The organism is Streptomyces sp. NBC_00212, from assembly GCF_045206365.1.
Classification (GTDB): domain Bacteria; phylum Actinomycetota; class Actinomycetes; order Streptomycetales; family Streptomycetaceae; genus Streptomyces.
Map to the genome: position 1 here is coordinate 1,779,796 of NZ_CP108115.1, position 26,034 is coordinate 1,805,829.

General features: G+C 67.0%; 18 protein-coding genes and 2 pseudogenes. 7 read left to right on the forward strand and 13 right to left on the reverse strand.

The features are described 5' to 3' along the window. Window positions 1-47: 47 nt before the first annotated feature. Window positions 48-338 (forward strand): restriction endonuclease, encoded by a 291-nt coding sequence (locus OHA17_RS08180; RefSeq protein WP_361389836.1) that lies wholly within the window; start codon window positions 48-50, stop codon window positions 336-338. A gap of 521 nt (window positions 339-859) precedes the next feature. Here the strand turns inward: OHA17_RS08180 and OHA17_RS08185 are convergent. From OHA17_RS08185 to OHA17_RS08195, 3 genes are all read right to left on the reverse strand, one after another. Further along, window positions 860-1,522, reverse strand: coding sequence for a hypothetical protein (locus OHA17_RS08185; protein ID WP_406505383.1), 663 nt, complete (start codon window positions 1,520-1,522; stop codon window positions 860-862). A 115-nt stretch (window positions 1,523-1,637) separates the two neighbouring features. Then, window positions 1,638-2,702 carry a hypothetical protein gene (locus tag OHA17_RS08190; protein WP_361389840.1) on the reverse strand — a complete coding sequence of 355 codons (1,065 nt, stop codon included), beginning with the start codon at window positions 2,700-2,702 and terminating at the stop codon, window positions 1,638-1,640. Window positions 2,703-2,931: 229 nt separating this feature from the next. After that, window positions 2,932-3,054, reverse strand: a complete 123-nt coding sequence (locus tag OHA17_RS08195) for a hypothetical protein (RefSeq protein WP_361389842.1) — start codon at window positions 3,052-3,054, stop codon at window positions 2,932-2,934. An 85-nt stretch (window positions 3,055-3,139) separates the two neighbouring features. On the opposite strand from OHA17_RS08195, the gene OHA17_RS08200 reads away from it, so the two are divergent. Together OHA17_RS08200 and OHA17_RS08205 are read left to right on the forward strand one after the other, a co-directional pair. Next, window positions 3,140-4,651: a hypothetical protein gene (locus OHA17_RS08200; RefSeq protein WP_406505385.1), complete on the forward strand. Its 1,512-nt coding sequence runs from the start codon at window positions 3,140-3,142 to the stop codon at window positions 4,649-4,651. 1 nt (window position 4,652) lies between these two features. Further along, complete coding sequence (locus OHA17_RS08205) at window positions 4,653-5,579, forward strand: hypothetical protein (RefSeq protein WP_361389846.1); 927 nt, start codon at window positions 4,653-4,655, stop codon at window positions 5,577-5,579. A 30-nt stretch (window positions 5,580-5,609) separates the two neighbouring features. On the opposite strand, the pseudogene OHA17_RS08210 reads toward OHA17_RS08205, so the two are convergent. The 4 genes and pseudogenes from OHA17_RS08210 to OHA17_RS08225 form a co-directional block, all read right to left on the reverse strand. Next, window positions 5,610-5,924 (reverse strand): annotated as a pseudogene (locus tag OHA17_RS08210) (aminotransferase class IV); the annotation flags it as partial. A 231-nt stretch (window positions 5,925-6,155) separates the two neighbouring features. After that, window positions 6,156-8,372: a hypothetical protein gene (locus OHA17_RS08215; protein ID WP_361389850.1), complete on the reverse strand. Its 2,217-nt coding sequence runs from the start codon at window positions 8,370-8,372 to the stop codon at window positions 6,156-6,158. Window positions 8,373-9,086: 714 nt separating this feature from the next. Then, window positions 9,087-10,778 (reverse strand): hypothetical protein, encoded by a 1,692-nt coding sequence (locus OHA17_RS08220; RefSeq protein WP_406510945.1) that lies wholly within the window; start codon window positions 10,776-10,778, stop codon window positions 9,087-9,089. Window positions 10,779-10,810: 32 nt separating this feature from the next. After that, the gene (locus OHA17_RS08225) at window positions 10,811-11,734 is read right to left on the reverse strand and encodes a hypothetical protein (RefSeq protein WP_406505388.1); all 924 of its coding nucleotides are present in this window, start codon (window positions 11,732-11,734) and stop codon (window positions 10,811-10,813) included. Window positions 11,735-11,806: 72 nt separating this feature from the next. Here OHA17_RS08225 and OHA17_RS08230 point away from each other — a divergent pair, with 72 nt between their 5' ends. After that, window positions 11,807-12,106 (forward strand): helix-turn-helix transcriptional regulator, encoded by a 300-nt coding sequence (locus OHA17_RS08230; protein ID WP_406505390.1) that lies wholly within the window; start codon window positions 11,807-11,809, stop codon window positions 12,104-12,106. A gap of 202 nt (window positions 12,107-12,308) precedes the next feature. Here the strand turns inward: OHA17_RS08230 and OHA17_RS08235 are convergent, their stop codons facing one another. Next, window positions 12,309-12,809, reverse strand: coding sequence for a hypothetical protein (locus OHA17_RS08235; RefSeq protein WP_406505392.1), 501 nt, complete (start codon window positions 12,807-12,809; stop codon window positions 12,309-12,311). A gap of 381 nt (window positions 12,810-13,190) precedes the next feature. Between OHA17_RS08235 and OHA17_RS08240 the strand changes: the two are divergent. The 3 genes and pseudogenes from OHA17_RS08240 to OHA17_RS08250 form a co-directional block, all read left to right on the forward strand. Continuing rightward, window positions 13,191-13,723: pseudogene (locus OHA17_RS08240) on the forward strand (transposase); the annotation flags it as partial. 268 nt (window positions 13,724-13,991) lie between these two features. Further along, window positions 13,992-14,657, forward strand: coding sequence for a transposase (locus tag OHA17_RS08245; RefSeq protein WP_406505394.1), 666 nt, complete (start codon window positions 13,992-13,994; stop codon window positions 14,655-14,657). A 32-nt stretch (window positions 14,658-14,689) separates the two neighbouring features. Next, window positions 14,690-17,764 carry an NB-ARC domain-containing protein gene (locus OHA17_RS08250; RefSeq protein WP_406505396.1) on the forward strand — a complete coding sequence of 1,025 codons (3,075 nt, stop codon included), beginning with the start codon at window positions 14,690-14,692 and terminating at the stop codon, window positions 17,762-17,764. Window positions 17,765-18,100: 336 nt separating this feature from the next. Here the strand turns inward: OHA17_RS08250 and OHA17_RS08255 are convergent, their stop codons facing one another. The 5 genes from OHA17_RS08255 to OHA17_RS08275 all read right to left on the reverse strand — a co-directional run bounded on the left by OHA17_RS08255 (window position 18,101) and on the right by OHA17_RS08275 (window position 25,737). Beyond that, window positions 18,101-18,817 carry a hypothetical protein gene (locus OHA17_RS08255; RefSeq protein ID WP_406505398.1) on the reverse strand — a complete coding sequence of 239 codons (717 nt, stop codon included), beginning with the start codon at window positions 18,815-18,817 and terminating at the stop codon, window positions 18,101-18,103. A 512-nt stretch (window positions 18,818-19,329) separates the two neighbouring features. Then, a complete protein-coding gene (locus tag OHA17_RS08260) occupies window positions 19,330-21,693 on the reverse strand; it encodes a tetratricopeptide repeat protein (RefSeq protein ID WP_361389859.1) in 2,364 nt (787 codons plus the stop codon). Between the two features lie 430 nt (window positions 21,694-22,123). Next, entirely contained in the window at window positions 22,124-22,618 is a 495-nt protein-coding gene (locus OHA17_RS08265) for a hypothetical protein (protein WP_361389861.1), read from the reverse strand. Window positions 22,619-23,259: 641 nt separating this feature from the next. After that, on the reverse strand, window positions 23,260-24,381 hold the full coding sequence (locus tag OHA17_RS08270; protein ID WP_406505400.1) for a hypothetical protein: 1,122 nt from the start codon (window positions 24,379-24,381) through the stop codon (window positions 23,260-23,262). Window positions 24,382-24,582: 201 nt separating this feature from the next. After that, window positions 24,583-25,737: a hypothetical protein gene (locus OHA17_RS08275; protein WP_406505402.1), complete on the reverse strand. Its 1,155-nt coding sequence runs from the start codon at window positions 25,735-25,737 to the stop codon at window positions 24,583-24,585. Window positions 25,738-26,034 lie beyond the last annotated feature (297 nt).

Consider the following 26,034-nt stretch of genomic DNA (forward strand, 5'->3'; position numbering starts at 1 on the left):
CCGTAGTGATTGTGGTGGGCCAGGGGTACGTGGCAGGAATCGACGACATGACCTGTGCATCACAGCACGGGCCAAGGTCCGCTCACCGCCGTGTCATGTTCATCATCCAGTGCAAACGCTACCGCGCACGGGTCACCTCCGGGCATGTGCAGCAGTTCAACGGCACCGCGCGGCCCCACCACGGCGCCGACGTGGCCATCATGATCGGCCTCGCCGGGTTCACCGAGCCCGCTGCCGCGTTCGCGCGCCAGCACCACATCACCGTTCTCGGCCGCGCCGAGATCAAGAAGTGGGCGCATGGCACCCACCTGTACCAAGCCGTCAACATCCTCACCTGACGTGCCTCCACCCGTCCGTCGGACACAGTCCAAGGAGAATCCGGCCCGTGCCGCCTGAGCCACGAGGGCAGACCGCAGCCTGGGCGAAGTCACTGGGCTGCCTGATACTCCTGGTCCTCCGAGACGGCACCTTCTACGAGTCAAGAACCCCCACCGTCACCCTCGCCGCATGACTATCGCAAACACCCGCATACCAGGCACCACGTCCTTGACGAAGGACATAGAGACACCCCCCCGGTTGCTCGGCGCAGGGTATCTGATCGTTGTCCGCGGGGCGTCAGTTGGTCGGGGGCGGCAAGGCGTGGCCAGCAAGTTCAGGCGAACTCCCAACGCAGCGACCGCTCCGCCTCGGTTCTGCTCGAGTCGCTTGACCTCACGACGACTCGGCGGGCACGTCCGTGTCGGCTGCAGTCGCTTGGCGGTTCATGACGGACAAGGAGAGTGCTGCTCCTTCCAGCGCGTGCTGTGTGGCGAGCAGCGCGGTGAACTGCGCCGCTCGCAGTGAGGTTGGGTCTGTCGCGTCATAGGCGGCACGAAGAGCCTTCGTGGAGGCTGCTACCAAACCGTCGAACGGGCAGCTCGCTGCTGGGGGCCTTCTCCGCCTCGTCGGGCACCAGAACCTGCTTTGTGGCACGCGCGAGGAGCATAGACAGCTCTCCGACCGCGCTTCCGGCCATACCCAGCAGCCCAGCCAGATCGTCCAAGGTGGTTGCCTCGTGGGCGTGCTGACGGATGAGCTCGAACCCTGGAACCCTGGGCTGGTGGGGAATCTCGGCGTTCGCACTGTCAGCTGTCGGGGCTGGCGCGGGCGGCAGCAGGGCCTCCAAGAGGAGCCGATCGCCGTAGAGCGCGGCGTGTACCGCCGCAGCGACCCGGCGCGCCTCGAGCTCGCCCGCCAGCCCCGTCACCGTGAAGTACTCCGGTCCCACCGTCCCGGTGCGCGCAGAATCTCTGGACACCAGAGCCACGATGACCTGCTCGAGAAGATCCAGACTTCGCTGGGAGGCGTCCCAGCCTGGCGCAGTCAGCACGTCGACCTTGGCCGTCCAGGTCCCTTGGCTGCCGGCCAGCACACACACGAATGGGACCCGCGCCCTCTTCGCTGCCCGATACGCGGCGTTGAAAGCGTCCAAGTCACTGCCATCAGGGATGAGTTCGGCCGCCAAGGGCCCCGAGATCGCCATACCCAGGAGTGTCTCTCAACTCGCTCGATGCGCGTGGGAGAAGCGGCGGGTAGAGGCACTGCGCGTCCGGCGTCCCCGGCGCGAGCCCTCCGCTGGGGCACGGCTGGTGCAGCCGCTATCCGAGAGCCTCTCTCAGTTCACCTGGCTCGTAGCGCAATTGGAAGGTGTGCGCATGCTCACCATCCATCCAGTACAACGTCATGGCTGAGAGTACGCTCTGCTTCACCCAGCGGGTGCGTGAACGTTCACCAGCATCCTGGTCCAAGATCCATGCCTCCACTTGTTTGGGGAGGCCGAAGGTCAGCTCGTACGCCTCGGGATCCGCGGCCGGCCGTACCCGCCAGACCGGGTGCGGCGTCGCCTGATGCAGTCGCCGCAGACGCACTGCGTGGGTTGGTTGCTCCAGGGCATAGTTAACGAACGCGTAGAGGTTGTTCGACGCGAGCCCCAGGACGAAGGGTGCAGCCGGGAAAGCGAGCATCAGGCCCAGTGTGGATCGGGCATGCAGGTTCTCGATGAGAACATCAAGCGGTTCCGTCACAGAGGGCTGCGACGTAGCCGGTCCTGTATTCAAGTCGAGTAGCGGCCGACGCAGGTAGTTGCGAATCTCGTTCACCGTTGGCCGATCCGCTGTCGGCAAGGAGTCAATCGCCGCATGAACGGCCTTGACCGTGTCCTTTACGAGCTGCCGCAGGACGGTGAAGTCCGGCAGGGACAGGTCGATCAGGGATATCTGGTGAGCCAGTGCGAACTCCTGCGCATCCGCAGAGAATCCGGAAGTGGAAAAGATCGCGTAGCTGTATCGGTAGCGCGTCCTGGGCCGCCTCGGCCCGCTCCCGGCGCTGACCGTGGTGATCACATTCTCGTTGACGTCGTGAACGACCCCGTGGCCATTGCGCACCGTGGCGAGCTGCACCTTCTTCGTCGTGAACTTCGCCTCGACAAACAGTCTGACCGGCAACGAGAACGGTGGCACATACCGAAACTGGCCCAGTGCGTCGGCCTGGTGCCAGGCACCTCGCCCGCGGACCACGAGGCCGTGGTTGCGCTCTTCCAGGACCTTCCATGGAGCCTTTTCCTGGTCGTCGTCGGCTGTGAGCACCTCGTATCCGCTGGACCGCAGGAGCCACGCAAGCACTTCTTCCAGGATGTAACCCCGCAGCACTGGTTCAGTGATCATGCCGAGACCCTAACGGGCGCCATACTCGACTGCTCTGGCTGGGGAGCCGTCCGATGTCAGCCCCTCCTCAATGCACATCGCTGTTGTCCTTCATGAGGCGGCGTAGCTGCGCTCGAACAGAGTTCGGGCACGCTCGATTCGCTCTCGTTGCGGAGGTGGACTTCCAGCCGGCCGGTGCCGTGATGGCCGGGCCGATCGTGGCTGAGAGCGGTGTCGCCCGGGGCCGCCTTCAGGCGGACGAGGGCCTGGTCGGGCGGACTTTGGAGACGCGGGCGAAGTTCTGCAGCCGCCGGTAGGCCATGTACTGCTTGTTGTCCACGCGCATCACGTCATCGCCGAGAGTAGCCAGCATCTCGTCAACTGCAGACCGCAGTACTGCCCGCACCCGACCCGAACGAGTGATTGCCTGGCTGGGGCGAGGCGTGTGGGCTGGACCCATGCATCGCTGGTCCCCCTTGAACGAACGGCAACTCGCTCTTCTCGGTCGCCTGAACGCGGGCGAGAGCCTCGCCGCCCAGCCGGTGAGTGATAGGCGCTCGGCCTACGCGCTGCGGGATCGCGGGCTGCTGACCGTGCGACGGAGCGGGGGCGCCTTGTCGGCCGAGGTGACCGAGGCCGGCAGGTTCTATCTCCAGCACGGCCACCACCCGGACCACCCGGACCATACGAGCCAGAACTCGCGCACCACGGTTGCGGCCAGTCCGCCGGGGAGCCGCCCCGCTACACCGGTGAGCAAACCAATACGCCCGACCGCGGCCGCCAACCACGGGACCGCCACGGCCTCGAAGAAGGCGCCGAAGGTGCCAATGGCGTACAGCGAGCGGCCGATCCCGGTCGCGCGGCGGGCGAAAGCGCTTGATCTGATCGAGCGGCTCGTCGAACGGCGCGAGGTCATCATCCACGAACCTGACGAGGCGCAGGTGACCGAGTGGCGGCGCGTGATTGATTTCGCGAAGCGGCACAGCCTGGTCCCGCCGGGCAATCGGATCGAGAAATTCCGTATGTTCAACCGCACCCGGGACCTGCAGATCTCCCTCCTGGACGGCGCGCATCCCAACGCTGGCCGGCAGACGCCGGAGGACGGCCCGCGCGTTCCGGTACCCGTGCAGTTGCGTTCACCACACCCAGTTGTGTCCTCGCTGCGCGATGACGAAGGCCGGCTCGTGATGCCGGCCGAGCTTCGCCGTCGCGCCCTTCGGCTGTTCCAGGCGCTCGTCGCTGAAGCCGTACGCAGGGGGCACAAGGTGGCGGACCATCCGGTCGCCGACCGGCATCGCCGCCACGGCTACTCCTACAACGGCCGCGTCACGGCGCCGAGTTATTCGCGTCGCAACGGCGAACTGAACCTGGTCGTCGGCAAGTTCACGTGCACCGTCACCATCCAGCAGGAGAGCCCGCAGTCGTCAGACCCCCTACGTGCCGAGAAGCTCATGCTCGAGTTCAGCCCCAGCCGCTCCGCGCGCCGCCGTCAGTGGGCCGACCGCAAGCGCTGGGTGCTCGAGGACGTCCTGGGTGCGGTACTCGACGAAGTCGAGTTCTGCGCGGCCGAGGACGCCAAGCGCGAGGAGGAGGAGAAGCGCGCCAAGGCGGAGCGGGAGACCCGCTGGCACGAGGCCATGGCCGCAGCAAGGCAGCGGGCCGTCCAGGCCGAGCTCGCTCGTGTGCTGGGCGAACAGGCAGGGCAGTGGCGGGAGGTGGCGCTCCTGCGCGAGTACTGCGCGGCCCTGGAAGTGCGCATAGCCGAGGCGTCGGCGTCCGAGGAGGCGCAGGTCGCCTCGCCACGGGAGTGGCTGGGCTGGGCCCAGCGGCACATCGAAGCGATCGATCCGCTGCGCCGGCTCCCAGGGATGCCCACTCCACGTGAGCCGAAGGCCGACGAGCTGAAGTCCTACCTGAACGGGTGGAGCCCGCACGGCCCGGAATCCCATACAGGCTGGGGGAACTACTGAGATGACCCCGCACCCCACGTCTGCCGACGACGACCGAGCCACGCATACTCCGGAGCGTCCGGCTGCGGTACTGCGTTCGCTGCCCGGGCGAGCGAGGCCGCGCAAGGAAGCCCTGCAGGAGTACGAGCAGGAGAGTGCCCGACTAGGAGAAGGCCTACCCGCGGGCCTGGGGGCGCTCCTTGTCCCCGAGGCAGAGCAGTTGTACCGGTGGCGCATCCAGCTGGACTGCGGATGCATCCACGAAGTCTGGACGCGCGGCGAGGAAGACCTGCCCAGCGAGCGACGAAGGCACGGTCCGGAGCAGGAGCAACTGCAGAAAGGGCAGATGCTCTGCGTTCACGACGATGGCCCGCCTGCCCGCTACCAGAACATCGTGGAATGGGGTGAGCGCACAGAACACACCTTCCCAGCAGATCCCGTGGAACCCCGCCACGGGCTAAGTCCGCAGGAGTGGGCGGCGATGCGCCATGACAAACCGCACACGCGAGCGTTCTGGAAGGTGACTCTGGCCTGCGGACACATCACCGACACCATCGCCCCGAGCCTGGAGTGGAAGCCCGCCGACGGACCTCGCCTGACCGACGCCGACCGGGTTGCGGAAATGACCGAGGAGTTCGAGGAATTCTGGGCATCGAACCCGACCGGCCAGTCTCCCCGCGAACGTGAACACACTCGGAGGGTGCTCGCTCAAGGGTGGCCGCGCCCCGAACCCGAGGAGCTCTGCTACACCTGCCGCTGGGTGCGGTGGATCATGGCGTACCAGCGCATCGGCTGGCTGATCCCCCGCGCGAAGCAGCCGCAGAGACAGCAGCCACCGTCACGCGCCACCCTGGAGCGCAGGCTTCGGCAGATGGAGGCCGAGGCAAAGCAGCTGCGCACCCAGCTAGCCCAGTTAGATTCGCATACGGAAGATCGGCCACAGACCTAGAGTCGTGGCGCGTCCCCTCCCGGTGGCCCATCACAAGACATCTGCTGGGATCTCCACATACTCCTTGCGCAGGGTATCGACGATCTCGTGAGTGTCGGAGTAATCGGCGTCGTCGATGGCGGCAATAGCACGGACGCCGATCGCCGCGTTGGTCGCGAACGCGGCCCGCATGCCCGCGACATCAGCCAGCGCGAGCGGCTTCTCGTCGTGCTCGTGGGCCTGTTTGAGCAGTTCCATGGTGACGCCGACAAGGCAATCCGCCGCTGGCCAGACGACCCGGTCGCCGTCGTAGAAGCCGACGTTCCAGGTACCGCCTTCCGAGATAATCGACTGGTCGTTCACAAAGAGTGCGTCGTCCTAGCCGTTCAACTGGGCGGTGCGGCGGTGCGGCGGTGCGGCGGTGCAGGAGTGTGGCGAACAGACCGACGCTCTTCACCTGTGGCACGTCCCGTCCGTACGAAACGGATTGGACCCGCAGCCGAGGCAGCGGCAGATCGGCGGCAGGCCGGGAGGTGACGAGGATCTGCGGCTCGGCCGGGGCTGCGGGTTGCGCTAGTTGATGCAAACCGCCGCACATCAAAGCAGACCGACGACGGCCAACGCCTTTGACTTGTCTGCGGGCTGGTGTAGCACATGCCCGTGTTCAAGGCTTTTCAGCTGTACACCGCCCTTGGGGACGAGATCGGCGTGGAAGGTCGACCATGCGCGGCAAACCGGGCAGACCTCGCCCGTCAGGAACGGGCGCAGCAGATGCAGCTCGTGTGTGGAGTCCTGCAGGTAGAGACTGCCGGGTTCCAGATCGTGTCTCAACGAAGTGGCAGCCTTGGTCGGCACAACGGGATGGTCCCCCGTCAACTCGCGGTAGCGGACGTCGGTCGATTTGGCGAGGGTGTCCCAGCGGGCCTCGGTGACGTGCCATAGCGGGAAGTCGGCGAGAAACCTGGATCGTTCAACGAGCAGGGTCAGGTCGGCGAAGGCTTCTGTGACCGCGCGGGGGAGATCGAGGGGATCGATACGCCGGAGGTGGGCATCGTCGTTGCGACGGTCGCTCAACCGCTGGCGCGCCTCGACGGCGTCTCGGTCCGCCAGCAGGGAACGGATGCTGTGGATGGGGTGCTGGTGCGGCAGTTCGCGCAGTTTGCGGCTTGTGGCTGCCTCCTGCATCACGGCAGCCCAGTCACCGAGGCCCGGGCCGCTGCGCCCGCTGGTGAGCTTCTCCTTGATCGCCGCGGTGGAGCCCAGCGCGACCTCGGCTTCCCAGGCGAGCGCCAGCGTGAGCAGCGCCATGTAGCAGAGCAGGATTTCGGCGGTGTCCAGAACGGCGTTGTAGGCCGCCCTCTGATCGCCGGCGCTAATGCGGGCTTCGGTTTCACGCCATCGGGAGGCGATGGGGAGAGGGAAGCGCGTGCGCACGGTGTGCCCCAGGTTGTCGAGCAGTGTTGCGGCTTCCACACGCAAACGCAGCCCACGGCCCTGGTCGATGATCCTGTCCCGAGCCTGAACCGCCGTTTTGTACGTGAACGCGGACTCCAGAAGTGTTGCTGCTTCTTTCGCCCAGGACTCAAGGCGGTGGCGGGCGGCATCAAGATCCTGGAGCGCCGTGGTCAGGTCGTTGTCCGGCTGCGGCACGGGCAGTTCCAGGAGCCGCTTCACCGTGATGTGAAGGCTGGATCTGCCGACCAGCCGATCGGCCAGCGGCGTACGCAAGAACTGGACGGTCAGACTGATCTGTTGTGGCGAGATGGCGGCACGAGGGCGCAGGGCGACTGTCGTGTGGGAGGACGCGACGGGGAGGTCCTGCGCGGTTACCTCGGCAACGATCAGACCTGGCGGATCTTGAGGTCCATGAATCTCGCGGAGGATGAGGTCGCCTGGTCGCAGGAGGTATTCGGGCGGAGCCTTGACCCAATAGCTGTCGTTGGCAGGCAGCGCGATGGAGCCATCGCGCCGTACGTCACGGCCTCCCAGGAGCCGGATAGCACCGGGCTGCTCCTCGGAGCTGAGCCAGTGCGAGTGTCCCGCCATGTGGATGCGGGGGACGGTCTCGTACAGCTCTCCCAGCGTGGTGAGGCTGCCGAAGCCCACCAGGTCGGCTTGCTGCGATACGACATCTGGATGGTGACGGTCGAAGTCGAGGCCCTCTGTAGCAGGCGGGAGGTCTCGGATGACGTAGCCGTACCGGGTACTGCCTCCTCCGCGCTTGAGCAGGATCTGGAAGTCCTTCTCGGTGGACGCCTCGTCGTCCCCATGCGGCGCCCGGAAGATCTTCATCGGGGGTCGGTGATCCTGCTTGGCCTGCAGGAAGCAGACAGCCACGACGACAGCCTGATGGACCTGAGGAATCACACCTGTGCTGTAGATGACGGCCATGACGTCCCAGTGCTCGGCCAGTGTCCTGCGCAGCCCTGCCGCACGCGGCGATTCCGAGACCCAAAGTTCGGCAGGCGTCAGGACCGCCATGCTGCTGCTGGCGTCCGCGGGGCGACATGCACCAAGAACATCGTCGTACGCGTAGAGGGACACATCCCGACGCGATGTCCGAGCGCCGGTGCGGCGTTGCCATGGCGGTACGAGGAGAAGTGGGCCCTGCCCCATGAGGCGTGCGGCGCCCGGGCCGAGGTCCTGCCAGGCCGGTTCCTGAACCGAACGCCACTCCGAGGGCGGTGCGAAGGAGGGTTGGCCGTCTTCCGAACTGGTGGTCAGTACCGTCACGGGCCCCGGCGCCAGATGCGCGAACGCCATCATGAGGATGCGCTCGAATGACGGGCTGAGCGATCCGATTCCTTCGGGCATCCTGCCCCTCCACCTCAGCCCTCGGCACAGGTCGGCAGACGCTTCGGCGACCCCGCCTCCCGGTATACGAGCGGTGATCTTACCGTCGTGCAGAGAGGTCAATCGCGGTATTGGGGCACACCGGTAAACCGTCAGGTGCTGGCGGGGGCGGGAAGCCGATCCCTCGCCGTGGCGTCGGGGCGCGGGCTGGATGTCTGCCATCCGTCCTGGAGGACCTGGCGGGCCGGGCGCGAGTTGTGGAGGCGGAGGAGATCAGTCGCTGGGTCCCGTTGGGCTGCGCGTCATGGGCGTTCTGCAACCGCTCCAGCAGAAGACGGCGCGCGTGTCTCGGGCCTGTGCAAATGACGCAGCGCGCAGCTGTGGTCCCGGCTTTTAAGGCTTCGCACCATGCGATCCACGCAGCACATCCAACCCGTACTCGCGTAGTTGGGCCGCGTATGAGTCGTCCGCGTGTGATTGCACGATCCCCCTACGGAGGGCCGTTCTTGAGATCTCTCAGGTTCGGTTCCCGGGATCCCGTCTGATCGAGTCGATTGGGCGGGATCTTCTGGTTTTCGGGGGCGACTTGGGCGCCGGCCGGGGCTGAGTGGCGGTTCCGGGGGCGTGTGGGTCGGCTTCCGGGGGTGGCCGATGCCCGGATGCACGTGGTGGTGTGGCTGCGGGACCGGGGACGTCTCGTGGCGGCGGTTGGTGTGGCTGTTCACTTCCGGATCATCACGGTGCCCGGGGCGGGGGCCGTGCGTCGGGCCGCGGGCCGGACTCGTCGGGATCGGTCACAGGGGCGCCGTCGTCGTAGGCGTCGATGGGCAGGTGCTCGCCGCGGGTGGTCTGGCAGAAGACGTCCAGGATGTGCAGGTTCGCGACGGTGACCATGAGGGCGACCAGCAGGGTCTGGGCGACGCGGCCGTGCGCGAGCCGGTTCTTCGGCTCGGAAATATCGATCTTGTGGCCCTTGAGGATCCCGTTGATCCCTTCGTTCTGGGCTCTAACGACCTTGAAGGTGTCCCTCCAGGAGTCGGTGAGGTAGGGCAGGTCCTGCCGGAACTTCTCGATCGTGCCCAGGTCACCGGGGCGGATGGTGATCGTCTGCTGGCGGCAGACATCGGGCAAGGGGTCGGGCGGAGCCGGAGTGATCACGGTGGGGCGGGCCGCCGGATGGGCCTGCCGCTGCCGTGGATCGGTCAGATCAACGGTCCAGGAGGGGGTGCGGCGGGCTGGGCGGCGGGGGCAGTTGACGGTGGGCGAGGTGCCGGCGGCGGGGCAGGCGAGCCGGATCGCCCCGGCCGGGTCGGGGCCCTGCTTGAGGTGGAGGAAGTACGGCTTCCGGTTGTCGACGCGGGTCTGGGTGATCTCGTCCGGCCGGCGGGCGGCGGCGTCGTCGAGGTGGTGGGTGGCGTTCGCGAGGACGAGCGGGATGAGAGGGCAGGTCAGGGTGCCGTCGATGAGGACGGCGCCGCGGTGGACGCCCTGGGCGCCGCGCTGGTCCTGCTTGTAGTCCAGAGCGAGCCGGTAGCCGAGAGCGCGGGCGGGCAGGGCGAACGTTTCGGGGCGGGCGTCGGTGTAGAGGCGGTCGACGGCCAACGTGCCGATGGGAAGCTGGAGTTCGCCCAGCGGCTTGAGCAGGGCGATCGCGTTGGCTCCGGTGCGCATGCCGGGGTAGTCGACGACCAGGCCGAGCACGATCTGCGCCACCCGTCCCGGGCGCGGGTGGGCGGCGGCTGCGAGGGCGAGATGCCCGCTGTGCCCGAACGTCGGCTCACTCGCCCCGCCGCTGTAGTGCCAGCCTGCCGTGGGATCGAGAGAGGCCAGGTTCCGGCGGGTGCTGGGCGGCTTGTGCCAGGAGGCCAGTGCGGTGGCGTCGATGCCGACATCGCCGTGCCAGTGTTTGAGCGCCCCGCAACGGCGGGCGATCTTGACCGTGGCGGTGATCAGAGCGGTGCAGACAAGATGCAGCACGGTCTTCTTGCGGACGTGTTCGGGATCGGTGTCCTCCCAGGCCGCGGCGAACACGGCGGCCTGATCGAGTCCAAGGCGGCGCCGGCGGTCGCAGCGGGCCGGGTCGAGTGCCGTGGTGACGCGGTCGAAGGCACGGTAGAGGCGTCGGGAGAACGCCCACGCGCCCTGTGTCGCGATGTGGATGCCGAGCTTTGCCTGGGCCGTGGGCGACAGGCTGAAGGCGAGGATCCGCCAGGCTTCGGCCACGGCGGCCTTCCCGGTGTAGTGGACCGCCAGCAACAGGCCGGTCAGCACGGTCCGCGGCTCCAGCCCGGCAGGTCCCGGACGTCCTGTCAGTTCGGCGTCGATCAGGTCGAGGGCGCCGGAGCGGTCCAGCAACGCGGCCAGCTGGAACACCTTGGAGTCCGGGATGCGCGCCGGGGCGTCCGTCGTGGGCCTGGGGCGGCTCATGCGCGAGGCCGGATGACCGGGCGGTGGCGCTCTCATCGGCTGCCCCGCAGCAGCCGGGCCGTCTCGCTGTCGCTGAGCGGGGGCACCAAGTGCTGATAGCGGGCGAGCGAGGCAGCCGAGGCGAGCCCGGCCGCCGCCGCGATCACACCGTGATCGATCCGGCGACGCATCAGGGAGACGATCCAACTGGCCCGCAGGCGCCGGGCGCTCAAGCCCGGCAGTGGCGCCTCGGGGCGATGCTGCCAGGCCCAGGAGGCGATCAGGTTGTCCGGCGGCGGCTCACTATGGCCGGGACGGAACAGGAAGTCGCCCCCGGCTCCTTCGGCCAGATGCGCGAGATCGTCCTCCCATTCGGCGCGGGCCACCAGCAGACGCCCGAGCACCCGCGCGTCCAGCACGCAGGCTCCCGACCGGGTGCGGCGGACGTCCGTGCCGCGCAGCCGGGCGACCTCCCCGGGAGCCAGCCCCATGCCGTCGGCCAGCGCCATCAGCGCCAACGCGTCCGCCCTTGCCCTGGGCCGCAACTGACCGGCCCAGGTGCGCAAGGAGGCGATCTCCCGCTCTTCATAGGGTGGTGCGGGCGCCGGCGGAGCCGACAGGTGCAGCCCTTCGCTCTCACCGGCGTTGTCCCAGACGAGCACTTCGCGCACCCGCCGCAGCCATGTGCGGTAGGTGCGCAGCGTGCCGGGCTTGAGGCCCGCGCAGCCGGTCAGCACGAACGCGTCGATCGTCTCGTTGGTCAGCCAGGCCGCCGGTTCGCGGACCACCCCCCGGCCCTCCGCCCAGATGGCCAGGCGGGCCACCACGTGCAGCAGGTCCTCCACCGCGTAGGGGACGCGCTCGACGGTCGCGGCCACCACCGTCTTCACCAGCGGTCCGACCTCATCCCAGGCAGCCGCCGGCTCGCGCGGGGCGTACGCGTCGATGACCGAAGACGTTGCCGGATCGAGGGCCATGGACCACGAATAGCGGCAGGACAAGCTGCCACCCAAGTCGCGTACGACCTCAACGGACAGGAGCGTGGAAGCATGGTCGGAGGAAGCGCGCGCTCCCGCGCGCCGCGGGAATGTGCCCGTGATCCGCAAGCCTGGCCCGACGCAGTCGTCGACGACGTCGCCGCAGCAGTCGTCCAGGCCATCGCCCGCCGCCTCGCCGACGCCCTGCGTGAGCGCCACCTCAGCCGCCGCCAGGCCGCTGACCTGCTGGGCGTCAACCGGCAGACGATCGGCGACGTGCTCGACGGCCGGACCTGGCCCGACGTCGCCACCATCGCCCGCCTCGAAGCGAGCCTGAACACCCCGCTGTGGCCGCCGCTTGCGCGCCGGTAACGGTGCAGGCATCGTGCGCCCAGCCTTCCCGGCTCCAGCTCACGGTCTGCAATAACCGCAGGCCAGGGCCCAGTTACGGCCCGGCGAACCCAATACGCTGCAACAGCACTATCGTCGAGGACGCGCGAGCCTCTTCGTCACGATTCAAGGTCGCTCACGCAACCTGGGCGCCGTCGGGACTGATCCTCCCGGCGGCGCCGCCTCACACGTCCTCGATCACGGCGCCGTCCACCACCGCAGTGGGCTCGGCCAGCTCGCCGACCCCGGGCGCGATCGCGAACAGCCCCACCTCGTCCTCGGTCAGCCAGCCCTGCTTGACCAACCGCTTCAGCTTCACCCGCATCCTCTCCACCGGCCGGTGATCCGTATCCCAGCCGACCGCTTCACAGACCGGCTTGGCCCGCAGCGGCCGCCCCGCCGAGGCCAAAGCGAGGACCACGTCCTCGTTCGCCTCGGCCAGCACCTTGCCGTCCGCCCGCATCACCGGCGCCGACACGACCAGCCGCTGGGCCGCGGCAGCAGCCACCGGGGCCGGGCCCCGGCTGCCCGCATCCGCCGACGGTCCCCTCCCGGCAACCTCGTCCTCGCCCTCGGCCAGAACCTCCGCCACCGCCGCTTCGGCCGTCGACCACCGCTCCAGCTGTTTCTCCTCGTCAGCGAGCTCCTTCTCCAACGCTGCGATCTGGCTACGCAGGTCCTCCACCCGCGCCCGTGACACCGACGCCCTCGCCCGCAACCTGTCCAGCACCAAAGCCATCACCCGCCCCGAGACGGAACCCGTCAACTCACCACGCCTGACACCGAGTTGGCGGACACTTCATCCCACACTGTACGAGGTGATCATGAATTGGAGCAGAAGGATCCCCCGTACCCCCACGGCACCGGGCAACGATCAAGCCCACGCCGGGCAATGATCTCCGCACCCCTTCTCTCACCGCTGATCAGCGGCACTCAAGAACAGCCCTACGGATCCTTATGAGAGGGCATGAAGTCTGATCTTCCTCGGTTCGTGATCGCTCGATCGTGGAACTGATCGTCGCGCGGGCCGTCTGGCGGGTCGTCTGGCATGCATGTCCATGCCGAGATGCGGGGCGTGAAGAGAGATCCGCACCCGAGTGACTTAGCGGACGAGCAGTGGGCGTTGATCGAGCCGATGATCGCGGCCTGGAGGCAGGGCCGGATCAAGCGGTCGGCGACCGGAGATCCGGGGTCCTGCGACCTGCGGGAGGTCGTGAACGCGATCTTCTACCAGAACCGGACGGGCTGCCAATGGCGCTACCTCCCGCATGATCTGCCGTCCTGGTCAGCGGTGTTCTACTACTTCGGCCTGTGGCGCCAGGGCGGGCTTGACCAGCGCTTCCAGGAACTTCTGCGCTGCTAGGTGCGGTAGAGAGCGAAGCGATTAGAGGACTCGTCCCTCGTGATCATCGACACCCAGTCGGTCCGCGCGGCCGCGGATGCCCCCAAGACCACGACGGAGTTGGACGCCAACAACAAGGTGTCGGCCGCAAGCGAGGGCTGGCCGTCGATGTTCTCAGCCTGATCATCGGCGTCGTGGTGCTGGCCGCCTCCGCCCACGACAACGCCGCCGGCACCGCCCTGCTCGACCAGGTGGCCGGATGACCTCGCGCCGGGTCTTCCCCTCGGCCGCCAGCCACTCGTAGTACGTCTGGGTACGCGGATCCCAGCACAGTCGGGATAGCGCAATAGATCCACCGAACGCGGCGTCGTTCACCAGAACGTACCAAGAGCCAGCCGCTGCAGTGCGCTTGCCGGGTGCTGGGTGCTGGGTGCTGGGTGCTGGGTGCTGGGTGCTGGGTGCTGGGTGCTGGGTGCTGGGTGCTGGGAGATGCAACACATAAATCGCCGCGAGCGGAGATCAAGGATGTGCTCCGAGGTGCTCCTGGCGATCACGGAGTACCAAGAGCTCCCCTACCGGATTCGCCATCGTGAGGCGCTGCGGCACCCTGGACGCACTCACCTGCTCTGGACCAGACACCTACTCCGGCAACGGCTACACGCTCTCCCCGACCCACAGCGCCAAGAGGGTCGGCAGCCTCACTCTCGACCTCACGCGGCCCCCCAGGGTCAGTGCGACCCGTGCCCCGTCAGGACTTCGTGCACCCGTGGTGTCGCCGCCCGCACCATCAACTTCCTCCCGCGCCAGCTGCACGAGCTCCAGGCCCGCAACCGTGCTGAGAAGGAAGATTCTGCTTGGCGACGGCTCTACGTCTCCCGCTCAGGAATCGAGGGGACCATGAGCGAGTTCGTCCACGGCCACCAGGCACGGCCCTGCCGCTACCACGGCCTGACCAAGACCCAGGTCCAGCACGTCCTAACCGCACTCGCCGTCAACATCGAACGCCTCAGCCTCGAAGGCCCGGACGGCAGAACCCGTCATCCACGGCCACCCACAGCGTTCCAGCACTACCTGGAATCCCACGGCCTACCCCGGCCGCTCTGGTGGCGACAGGGCAAGCAGTTCCCCCGACAAGATCCCCGACAGAGTCGCTCACTACATCGCAGAACGAACGGTCCACGTGACCGATAGATTGATCTCTTCGTACGGATGGGGGGCGCCTGATGGCAGAGCGCGGAGGTCAGGCAGCTGCAGATGGTTTTCAGTATCAGTACCTTGTCACGCTGGAGGCCCTCCTCGACGCTACGGAAGGCCGGATCGCGGGGGTGGCTGCCGCACTGATCGAGCCCGCGAGCACCCAGGACGACGATGCTCACGACCCCGATGCCGTCGATTTTGAGCTTGTCGACGACGACGGCACCAGCGTGCACGCCGCACAGGTGAAGTCCGGCAGCCTCGGGACGCAGATGTCAGCTCCTGATGCATTCGGCATCCTCCTTCGATTGATCCGTGCACGTCCCAGGGCGCGGACCTATCGGCTGATCACGAATATCCGGCTCCATCCCAAGGCCGTACAACTGAACCGATCCCTCGGCACCGCCGACGTAAACGAGCTCCGCGTGCGTCTGCAACAGCTGATGGAGCGCAGCCGGTGGCGCGACGAGCCTGCGTCCATGAGCGACGACGAGCTGAACCGTCTGCGCCGCGCACGGATCTCGGTGGACTTTCGAGAGCGGTGTGAGCTGCGCGATCAGCTCCGGGAGCGGATGCGGCGGCTTCGCAATGAGCATCGCAGCGGTCTCGGCCACGAGTCTGCCGGCCGCCTCACGAACTATTTGGCGTTCGAGATCCACCGGCGCGCGTCCGGCGAATTCAACGGATTGTTCCCTCTGGCGAAGTTCCGCGAGGAACTCCTGGCGCCTGGCCTCCAGATTGCCTACGAGCTCGGCGAGTTCGACTGGGGCATCATGGTCGGCGGGATACCAGCCCCTCCCGACATCCCCCGGCCGGACCTGGTCGGACAAATCCGCACCGCGTTGACCGGCGGTGGGGAGCGGGTGGTCACTCAATGTGCGCTGCTCGGTCCCTCCGGCATCGGCAAGACCAGTGTCGCTGCAGCGTATGTTCACGACGTGGCGGACTCCTACGACCACATCTTCTGGATCAACGGGGAAAGCAGCGCGTCCCTGCAAGCCTCGTTTCAGAGAATTCATCACTGGCTGCGCCCCCGCGCCGACGGGGACGCTGATGCGGACCGTGGCGGGCTCCGAGACCGGGTGCGCACCCTGCTCAGTATCTCGGTCAGACCCTGGCTCATGGTGATCGACAATGTGGTGGACCGCCGGCTCATAGAGCCGTGGCTTCCCTCCAGCGGGCGTGGTCACATCCTCATCACCTCGACGAACCAGGTCAGTTGGGCAACGCACCGGGCCAAGGTCGCGGTGCAGATCATGGCGCCCGGCCAGGCGTCGGCACTGATCCGGCTTCGACTGGGGCAGGACCAGGACTGGGATGCCGTCAGCGAAAAAGCTGCCGCGGATCTGGCGCAGCGTTTGCAGTACTGGCCGTTGGCGATCGAGCTCGCCTGTGGCCATCTCGCCGGCTGCGAGTTGGGGCCCGGCGAAGCGGCCCGCTACCTCGATCAGATCCGAGATCTGGCGCTGGACGACACGGATGCCATTCCAGCCGGTTACCCCGAAACGCTGGTCGGAGCCATCCGGTTGGCTCTGGTCCGTCTGTTGGACAAGGGAGAGACGCATCCGGCGTCGGCCGGCGCGGCCCATGCGCTCTTCCCGGCAGCCTACTTCGCCTCCCGGCAGATACCGCTGTGGCTGCTCTACTTCTCCACGTTGATGTCGAGCGAAAATGCCACCCAAATCGGCCTTCGCCATCCCGTGGTCTTCGAACCGGATACCAAAGTGCCCTTCACTGTGCACGAAATGCACCGGGCGCTACGGACCGAGTCGCTGGCCCAGCGCGATGAACCCCTCTGTACGCTTCCGCAGCAGGAGTGGTCCACCGTCCACCCCGAGGGTGTGGACGACACCATCAGCGTCAACGAGATCGTGCAGCACGTCATCCGTACGCTTGCAGAAGACGGCAGCAACACCACGTCCGAGGTTCTCAGCCAAGCCGCTTACCACACCCAGGGGTGGCTGACGGCGTTCATCAACGCGGATGACGACGAGCATCTCCTCGCCGTTCTGCCGCACGTACAAAGCCTCGCCAGCCACGCGAGCCGGCTCGGCATCGCCACCGACAACGTGGCTGTCCTGTGGGGCAACCTGGCCGGCGCATACATCCTGCAGGGCATGCTGGACGACGCCCGCGAGGCACTTGAGAACGAACTGGCGTACCTCCTCAACCGCCCAGAACCGGCGCCCCTGCTGGAACTCAAGACCCGCAGCCAGCTCGCTGACGTCCTGCACAACACCGGAGCGGTGACGGAGATATGGCTGCAACACCTGCGCCGAGCCCGGGACCTCGCCGTCCAACTGGCCGACAGCCGACCCCAGGACATCTCCGCGGTGGTCGACAACTGCCTGACGATCCTCGCCAATCACACCGGTCGAACCGCCGCGGCACCCGCGGTGCAGGCGCTCGCAGACGACCTCCGGTCACTGCAAGAACTCCTGCCCCGCACCCACCGTATGCAGGCGCAAACCGAAATCGGCGACCTCACCCACGCGCTGAGCAACGAGAACATGCCGGATCAGGAAGTAGAACGGCGCTGCCAATCGCTGCTGAAGGACGACAGCCTCACACGCCTCCAACGGCTCCAAGTGACCGCGCTCCTCGCAGAATCGCTTGCGTTCCAGCACCGGTGGAACGACACCTGGCAACACCTGCAGGACGTTCGCCGGCACCTGGTCCAGTCGTCGCTGCACCCGCAGGTGATGACGCGGACACTGCATAACGTCGGCCTGCAGGTGGGACTGGCAGTCGCCACCGGCGTACCTGAATGCCGCACGGCGTTCATGACGGCGTACGGCAGAGTGCTCCCCTCACCTGAGCCGGAGTGCCGTCCACTCCTGTCCACCCTCCTCGACATGGCTTCACGCATCCCCGACGGACACCTCAGTCTGGAAGCGGGGGTGACCTGCGTCCCCTACAAGATGCAAGTACTCCACCTGCTCGATGCCCTCGTCGAACGAGACACCGATCGGATCCGCCAGGTCCGAGAGGGCCTGGCTCATCTCGACTCGGCGGACCTTGACCAGGGCAGCGAAGTCGGATGGCGGACTCTCTCCCATGCCGTCGTCGCCGCAGCCGTCAGCAGGACCCTGCACGGTACGTGAACTGCCGCCCTAATGCCGGTCGTCGATCCCGAACTACCTGCGACATAACCTCCTTCGGCGCGACGCTGTCCCAGCGGGTGTCGGCGCACAACACCGGGGCGCTCGTCAGCAGCGGTCCCGGGGCGTGAGACCGGGGACGGGGCTGATGCAGCTTTGTGTGCCAGGTCAGGTGCGGTCACGCGGCCTGAGTGGCCGGTGTGGTCATGACGGTTTCGAATTCGACGGCGCGCTCGGGCGATAGCGGCCGGAATCTGGCCAAACATCTGGATCGGTGTGCCGGTCACCTGCTCTCTGGTCGCCTACGACCACTGATCGCCGCGTCAACCCTCCCGCCATTCATCCAGCCGACATCCCTCCGTGGGGGCTGTTGACCACGATCGACACAGACCCTTCGACGAGGTAGGGATGCTCGGGGAAGTAGTCGATGTGGAGGTGACCACCGTCCTCCGCCGTGGTCATGCCCTGGAGGTTGGCTGCGAGGATCGCCCTGGCGCTGGAATTGCCGCTGATCACCAGGAGCTGCCGCGAGAGGTCGAGCTCGATGCGAACCCCGGGGACGGAGGCTCTCCTCACGTCGATCCCTGCTAAGACTTCGACGTCCGGCAGTGCCGTGGAGCCGATGAACCCCGTGCCCTCGGCAACCACGCCAGCCACGCTGGACAGTTCCTCCGCTGAAGCGGTGATATTCACTTCGCCGAACACGGGATCGGAAACCAGTCGCACGGGCGACACTCCTTCAGGTCGGAGCGCCGCCATGCCGCTGAAGATGTTCGGCCCTACTCCCACCCCCGCACGTCGACCGGACGCAACCACCCGCGCCTGTACACCGAGCTGCTCGATGCGCTCGGCCAGCACCCGCACCATGAACCTCGTCGCCCGCACCACCGGATCCGTTTCCTCACCGCCTTCGGGCAACTGCAGGCAAGCGAGGATCAGCCCGCGGCGCGACAGACTCCGCAACTCGTCCCGGAAGGCTGGATCGGCCGTGATCAAAAGAGCCTTGAGCTGGTTCCCGGCCTGCCGTTTGGCACTCACCGCGGAATTCTTCGCCATCAGATACAAGCGGGCGGAGCCGCCGTAGCGACGACTACACGGACGCCGAGAACCACGAGGCGCTGCGCCGCTATCAGGGCTGAGGCACCGAGGCGGAGGCCGACGCCCAAAGCGCATGCCGCTGTACGCGATCTTCGAGAAGGCGGAGCATGAGCTCCCAAGTCGAGGAACGCGATCTGGGCGGCGCACAGGGGCAGCCCCGCGTCCCGCCGCAGTGCCCGTACACGAACCCACCGTGCAGCCGAGGAACGAGGGATCATCCAGTGAGCAGACCGCAGATTTCGCGCCGGAACCTCCTGGGCCGCACGCTGGCAGCGGCGACAGCGCTCCAGGAGGCCGTTCTGCGCCGGACATCGCGAGGCCCGCAGAGATATCCTCGCCGACCTGATCATCAGTGTGCGCAGGCGGATCGGGCCAGAGCCGACCAACGAGCACTCACCTTGAGCAACGAGATAAGCCCCTGCACCGGAGCTAAGAAGGCCAACTGCTCAGGATCAGGGTCGTCACCTGGTTTACACCAAGGCGGTGTTCAGCACTGCGAGTACTACGCCCGCGTCGTGATCTCCTGCGTCCGCAGCCCGTTGGAGTACTGAACGAAGGTAAGGCCGGTCAGCATCGCTGGTAAGGACCGTGACGAGAGCGATAGCAGCTGTGGCGTCTCCTGCGTCGGCGGCCAGTCGCCACTGCGCCGCTGCCTCATCGGGCCGACCGGCTTCCCGCAGCACATCGCCAAGGTGCAGAAGAGCATTGCGATGCCCTTGTGTTGCAGCCTGTCTGAATAACAGCTCTGCCTCGCCGAGACGTTGCTGGCTTTGAAGAGCAAGGCCCCAGTTCAGCAGGGCGGCGCTGATCCCGGCCTCGGCCGCTGCGCGGTAGAGGGGCTCAGCAAGGTCCAGGCGGTCAGTATCCCGGTAGAGGTTCGCCAGGTTGTACTGGGCGCGTGTGTCCCCCGTGCCGATCGCGCGCTCGTACCAGGCCACCGCCTCCTCCAGCCGGCGGGTCGCCTTGAGGAGGTTGGCCAGGCAGAAGACCCCTTCTCTGTCTCCCGCCTCCGCACGATGACGGAACAGAGGTTCCGCCTCCCGCCAGCGGCCTTCCTCCGCTAAGAGAATGCCCCAGTTGAGCAGGCCGTCCGGGTCACCTGCCGCGTTCGCGCGCTCATACGCGGCCATGGCCTCCTCCGCCCTGCCCGCATCTCCGAGGAGTACACCGAGGTTGAATTCGGCGTCGGCGGCGCCCGCCAGTGCAGCGCTGCGCAGGCAGGTCTCGGCGTGGGCAAGCTCGCCCCGTTCCCGCAGGAGCAGTCCGAGGTTGTTCCACGCCACGGCGCTTCCTCGTGCTCCAGCTCCCTGTAGCGCCTGAATCGCTTCTTCGTGGCGGTCGGTCTTCCAGAGCAGGTTTCCCAGATTCAGCAGGACGCTGGCGTCCTCCATGTCTGCCTGCGTCCTGTATACGCGCTCGGCTTCCTCATGCCGGCCCATGTCGGCCAGGATGACGCCGAGGTTGTTCGCGGCACGGCGGATGCCTGCGTTGGCCATCGCCTGCCAGAGGAGCACAGCGATCGACGGAGCGCTGCAGTTGGCGTTGAGCGCCACCGCGAACATGTCGTCGAGGTCGTCAGCTCCATCCATGGCCTGGAACCAGACGAGCGTGTGAACCGGAACGTCTGCCCGCTGGGCCTCAGTTATCAGCTGAGGGTGCACCTGCCATGTGTCTGCCCCCGCTGGGAGCAACATGCTGCTGACTCCGCACCGCACTCTCCCGGCCCAGGCCAACGCATCTCCCTGCGATTCCGGGCGGAGCAGGGCGCCACCGCTGTCAGCGAGGTGCAGCAGATGGGTGTCGAGCAAGAGGCCGGTAGACAGAGGTCCCTTAAGGCCAGCTCTGGCCAGATCGATGGCAGCCCACGTCAAAGCCGCACCGCGTGGACTGCCACCCGCGCGGTCGGCCAGCCGGAGTTCGCGCCAGAGCCGAGGAGCTGCGGCAAGGCTCTCGGCGACCCCGATCGCAGGGCCGGTCTGTTCTGCCCGCACCACACGAGGGTCCTGAGAGGAGCGCGCCCTGTCGCGCTCCGCCGTACTCCAGCGTCGTTCAAGTACGAGCGGCTCCATCTGTTTCAGCACAGCGGAGCCACTCCACTGCTCATAAGCTGTCGCATCAAGGGTCGCGAGAAGCACGGCCTTTGAACGGAGTAGTGGGCCGATCTCGCGCGCGCCAAGACACTCGTCTTCGAGGTAGCGGTGCAAATCATCCAGCAGCAGCACGCAAGGCTGGGCCGCCACAGCGATGTCCACGACCAGCTGGGACACTTCGTTGGCGTGCGGCTGCACAAAGCGGTGACCGGGCAACTCGGCTCGCATGGCTTCATACAGCGCGCGGGTCTTGCCCGCAGCAGAATCACCCACCAGGAGAACCGCTCCACCTGACTCCCCCGCCAGACGCACGCGTGCTCGCAGCGCACTGTCTATGTCTCGCGCCACGTAGGCGGTCAGCGTGCCGCCTACACCGAAAGCCACTCCGGCCTCCATCGGCGTGATGTCTGACACGCAGGGCAAACCATGAACATCCAGCAGCGGGTGCGGGGTGCGGAACAGGCCCTCGATGGAGGGATGTTCGAGGGATCTGGCTTCCAGCCAGCGAAGCCCATGCACGCCCAGCGAGAACGGATAGTCGCCGCAGAGCTTGTTGAACCAGTCCCACTCAAGCGGCGTGAAGTCGTATGGGATGACAAGAGTCCAACCTGCCGGGTCATCCTGCGCCGCCCGATCCAACGAGTCGCGAATTTGACGGCGTTGGCCAGGATTCAAGCGCCGGGTGAAGCTCTTGATCTGAAAGACGTGCTGTCGGCCATCCGGCAGCATTAGCGCTGCGTCCACCCCACGGTCCCCGCCCGCCCCGTCCACATGACGGAGACCGGGATGCACCATCCCAAGAAGCGTCGCCACCCCGTCCTCGAACACCTGCGGGTCCCGGGCGAGTTCCTCCCACCGCGACCATCTCCCCATGTCGGCAGTGTGCTGCACACACGGGCCACCGCGCTGGCAAATGCCCCCCAGCCCTGCCACGTTCCTGACCGGGTTCGCCGAGTTGCGGCCCCTCATGGCGGACGCGGTGCCCCACCTGTTCGACTTTCCGCTTGACGCTCTCCAGGTACAGGAGGTCCGAGGGGGGTTCGCGGTACGAGGCCGATGAGTCCGCGAGACCCCGACGATGTTCTGGTGCGCCAACGGCGTGCGCACGAGGTCGGAGCGTCAAATCCGGGGCGCCATCCGCTTCGGCATGAGGGCGGTCGAGCAACCAGCAAGGCTACGAGGCAATACCCCACTGAGCGACGCCGGGCGTGCCAAACAGGTCGTCGAAGCGACGGGCTCCCCGGGCCGAGATCAGAAGGTATGCGGCGCCCGATCCCGCAATGCTGTGCGGCCCTTCCTGTCCTGCTATGAGGACGTCGTGCGGCGCCCACGCATCGAGGTCGTCGAACACGTAGTAGACCGGGAGGTGTGTCCAGGCAACGAGGTGCAAATGCGCCAGCACCGCGGCGCGTTCAACAGCGTGCCGCCCCGTTTGCCTGCTAGTCATGCTGCCCTTGCAGTCGATCAATACAAGGTCCTTGGCCTTCGCCGCAATGAGATCCGGGAACCAGCGAATGGAACTCTCGGTCTGCTGGAGGGCGCCTTGAAGCGCCCGGCTTAGCTGCCCCTGGCCCCAGAAGTCGACCTTCCACCCTCGCTCGATTAGCTGTTCGGCGACGTACCGTTCATGAGCGTCACCTATTGCTTTCCGCTGCTGAAAGCTCGTCATGGATGCAGTGTGGCCCGCAGAACGAGGCAGGTAACCTGGCGTGGATTGAACCTGGCCAGTCCCCGTGTGTCTCAGTAGGTCTCACTGTGTTCGCGTCAGTCCGTGGACGTCCGGCTACGTCCGGGGATGTTCATCGCAACTTGGCCGAAATTCGACGGCGCAACTGCGCTGGCTGCAGGGTTGTGGCTGTGGGTGTCCGAGAAAGTGGAAGACTTCCCGGGCCGCGTTGCGTTTGAGGCACCGGATGAATTCGCGCCGGTTCTTGTCCTCCTTGATCCGGTGCTCGTAGTACTGCCAGCGGAGGATTCCCCCGATGGGCTGTGCGTTTCACCCGCGGCGCCGGGCACAGCACCACGGTCATTGTGGGTCGGGTCCGGCGCGGGCGCGCTGGTGGTGTGCCCGCATGTGGACCTGTCCGAAGTGCCCAGAAGCGAGGGACCGACACCGCTGGGTCACGCTCACGGCCTCGGTGTGGCACTGGTTGGAGGCTGGATTCGCTAGCCACACGCCCCAGGATCTCGGTCGAGACGGGACGCGGCGCACCATCCGGAGACCCATGTGCAGTCTGTGCGAGGCGGCCCAGGAGCCTGGCCGTGTCCTCATGGACTCCGACGCCGGGTTCGGCAGCCGAGCTGCGAGCGTCAGGAGGCGTTGCGTGACGTGATCAGCCGGTTGGTCAGCTCCACGGTGCTCAGGTACCACCAGAAGATCCAGTCGAGGAACGCCTCGTCGTACTCGCCCCGGTGGTCGGCTCGGCGGGGGCGCAAGTCAAATCGGTTGGCGATCTCGAAGAGGGCACCTTCGTCCTTACCGAGCTGGTCCTTGATCAGGGTGCGGCGCTCCTCAAGAATGCGGCCAAGGTTGAAAATGGCCGACCGCTTGCTCTCGGGTGAAGCGTCGCGGCTCCGGTAGAGCGCGATGGCGTGGCGGACGCCGGCAGTGATGTCGGGTGGGCTGTCGTTGAGAGCGTGGTGCATCAGCTGGCTGCGGGCGTCGTCAGTGACAGCGACCAGGCGGCCGAGGTCCTCGCCTTCCGCGGCCAGCTCGTACTCGGTGCCGGCAGCGCGAAGCAATTCGTTGACCTTCGCGCGGTACAGGATGCGGGCCGGCCCGTTGTGGAACTCCGAGTGGTGCCAGCCACAGTTGCAGAAGTCATGGTAACGCCGCATCCGCGGACGGCTGACAAGGTCGTGGAAGACCTCGATGAGGCCGTAGAAGGTGTCCTCGTCCCAGGTCTCCGGGGCCAGGGGCCACAGGCCGGGAATCCCCAGACGTCGTTCGATCAGCACAGAAGCGTCGGGCAGCACGTCCGGGGCATCGACGCACTCCTCGCCGAAGTGCTCGACCAGGTAGCCGTTGTCCGCGAAGTCGCCGACCACCCTGGCGAAGTCACGGCGGGCGTCTTGCACGGTGCTTCCGTCGAGGGGCGAGCCCCGGCCCTGCCTCTGCGGCCAGTACGGCCTGGGCACAGCCGCGGGTCGGATCTCAGAAGCCCGGCTGATGAGTTCGGAGAACCATTCGTGCTTCGTCACCACCACGGACCGGCCTCGCCCGGAGGCCGTGCTGGCCCAGGGATCGACGTCGTGGTGGTTCGCCCTCTCCCTGAAGTCCGCAACGGCCGCCGCCCCGGACAGGGCCTCGGTCATGAGCCACTCGGCGCGGTCTTCCCAGGAGGATCCTGCCGACTTGAGGATGCGCTCGCCCTCGGACACGAACAGGAACGCGGGCCACGTCAGCTCGTAGTTGCTCAGCTCCAGACTCACGGCGTCATCATCACCCATTCGCACGCCAGCTGCGCCGGGATCCGAACGAGCTGACCACACAATGCGGCCCCGAAGCATGCGGCTGAAAGCATCGGGGAGCAGGTGACCAGTCAAGCCGTCGGGACTGAGTGTGTGGCCGTGGTCCCGGGATCAGGCCATCGGTTTCTGGCAGCGAGCGGCCTCACTTGCGGCGGCGCGTGCTCAGGGTGCACCGCCAACGGCGCCCGGCCGGTGGCTGTCGCACCGCCATCCGCACGCGTAGAACCGTGCAGGCGCCCCGCACTTCGTCACCCCTGCCCCGCACTCCCCCCGGTACAGCGACGCTGGTCCAGCGGTGGCCGTGTCGGTCACCATGGACCGAGGTGCACGCGCCACAGGAATGTCCGCCAGCGGGACAACACTTGCCTCGTCCACTGCCGGCATGCGCACCCGGCAGGTCGGATCGCCCTCGCCCATCACGCTCTTCGCCTGCCAGGGGTGCGTTACAGCAGGCGGAGGTTCCCCCCTGCTCGCATCGCGGTAGGCGGCGTAGTCGGCCGCCGGGGTCCAGAACTCGTAGGCCGTCCGCTTCACCTTCACCGCCGCCCGCACGTACAGCCCGGACGCCGCGTCCCGGATGAACGGGTCAAAGGGCACCTCCGTCGGCCGCGTCGTCGGATGCCACTTCCCGCACTTCCCGGTCCCCTTCCGCGGGCACGGCCCCGGGAACCGCTCATCACAGCGCACCAGATCGATCCGGCGGACACCACCGCGAAACGGGAGCGGGCTGTCACGCCGCATAATCAGCTCGAAGGGCAGCTTGTCCGTGCGCAGCCACGGCACCACCAGTGCCTCCGCCAGTGCCCGGCTGTCCGTCTGCCACGCATCCACCAGCCCCACCCGTCGGGCAGCCGCGTCCCGCGCTGCGATCTCCCGGGGGTTGACCGGTGACAGCTGCGACTCGAAGCCCAGCAGGACACCGTTCGCTCCCCGTATCAGAACGTCGCTGCGAACCTTCCGGTCCTTGCTCGCCCGCTCCGCCGTCGCCTGGTGGCCGCCTTCCTCCGCCGCGCGGACCGCCCGCTCCTTGTACGCCTTGTGCTCATCCGACTCCCCACCACCACGGTGCCGGTCCTGTGCGTCGCTGCGGGTATGTGAGGCGACCACCCGGCCCATCCGCCGGTACAGGTACATCGGCTCCGTGTAGCCCAGCCTTTCGCAGATCTCCGCACACGTGAGCCCGCGCACGGCTACGGGCAATCGGCGGTCCGCCAACAAGCGTTCCAGGAGCACGGCCCCGCCCGCCACTCCAAGATCCGGCTCGGTGAGGTCCAGCTCGCGATCGAAGCCCACGAGTTTCACGTATCTGTTCGGCACTTCGGCCTCCCCGCGCTGTAGGACCACACCGAGCCGCTTGACATTCGGGGCATTCCCCCAAGCGTGATCCAGTAGTCCACGGGCCTGGGTCGGAGGCCGCCGTTGAAGATTGCGCTGTCGGCGCCTGAAAACGGCACGGCTGCCAAGGCTCGCTGCCACCAGCCTCCGCCCACGCAGGCTCGGCATCATCCACGCTCAGGACGAACCGGTACGCCCGGCGTTCACAGGCAAGGCGCTGACGGGGATCACCGCCGACGTCCTCCGCACAGGACAGGATGCATGGCCGTACCCACTGAC

What these genes read in the sequence shown, in the direction of transcription:
- OHA17_RS08220 (WP_406510945.1), bottom strand. Translation starts at nt 10,778, where the DNA reads ATGAGCCGCCCCAGGCCCACGACGGACGCCCCGGCGCGCATCCCGGAC.
- OHA17_RS08255 (WP_406505398.1), bottom strand. Translation starts at nt 18,817, where the DNA reads ATGGCGAAGAATTCCGCGGTGAGTGCCAAACGGCAGGCCGGGAACCAG.
- OHA17_RS08230 (WP_406505390.1), top strand. Translation starts at nt 11,807, where the DNA reads ATGGTCGGAGGAAGCGCGCGCTCCCGCGCGCCGCGGGAATGTGCCCGT.
- OHA17_RS08245 (WP_406505394.1), top strand. Translation starts at nt 13,992, where the DNA reads ATGTGCTCCGAGGTGCTCCTGGCGATCACGGAGTACCAAGAGCTCCCC.
- OHA17_RS08190 (WP_361389840.1), bottom strand. Translation starts at nt 2,702, where the DNA reads ATGATCACTGAACCAGTGCTGCGGGGTTACATCCTGGAAGAAGTGCTT.
- OHA17_RS08180 (WP_361389836.1), top strand. Translation starts at nt 48, where the DNA reads ATGACCTGTGCATCACAGCACGGGCCAAGGTCCGCTCACCGCCGTGTC.
- OHA17_RS08215 (WP_361389850.1), bottom strand. Translation starts at nt 8,372, where the DNA reads ATGCCCGAAGGAATCGGATCGCTCAGCCCGTCATTCGAGCGCATCCTC.
- OHA17_RS08250 (WP_406505396.1), top strand. Translation starts at nt 14,690, where the DNA reads ATGGCAGAGCGCGGAGGTCAGGCAGCTGCAGATGGTTTTCAGTATCAG.
- OHA17_RS08195 (WP_361389842.1), bottom strand. Translation starts at nt 3,054, where the DNA reads ATGCTGGCTACTCTCGGCGATGACGTGATGCGCGTGGACAACAAGCAG.
- OHA17_RS08205 (WP_361389846.1), top strand. Translation starts at nt 4,653, where the DNA reads ATGACCCCGCACCCCACGTCTGCCGACGACGACCGAGCCACGCATACT.
- OHA17_RS08185 (WP_406505383.1), bottom strand. Translation starts at nt 1,522, where the DNA reads ATGGCGATCTCGGGGCCCTTGGCGGCCGAACTCATCCCTGATGGCAGT.
- OHA17_RS08225 (WP_406505388.1), bottom strand. Translation starts at nt 11,734, where the DNA reads ATGGCCCTCGATCCGGCAACGTCTTCGGTCATCGACGCGTACGCCCCG.
- OHA17_RS08200 (WP_406505385.1), top strand. Translation starts at nt 3,140, where the DNA reads ATGCATCGCTGGTCCCCCTTGAACGAACGGCAACTCGCTCTTCTCGGT.
- OHA17_RS08265 (WP_361389861.1), bottom strand. Translation starts at nt 22,618, where the DNA reads ATGACGAGCTTTCAGCAGCGGAAAGCAATAGGTGACGCTCATGAACGG.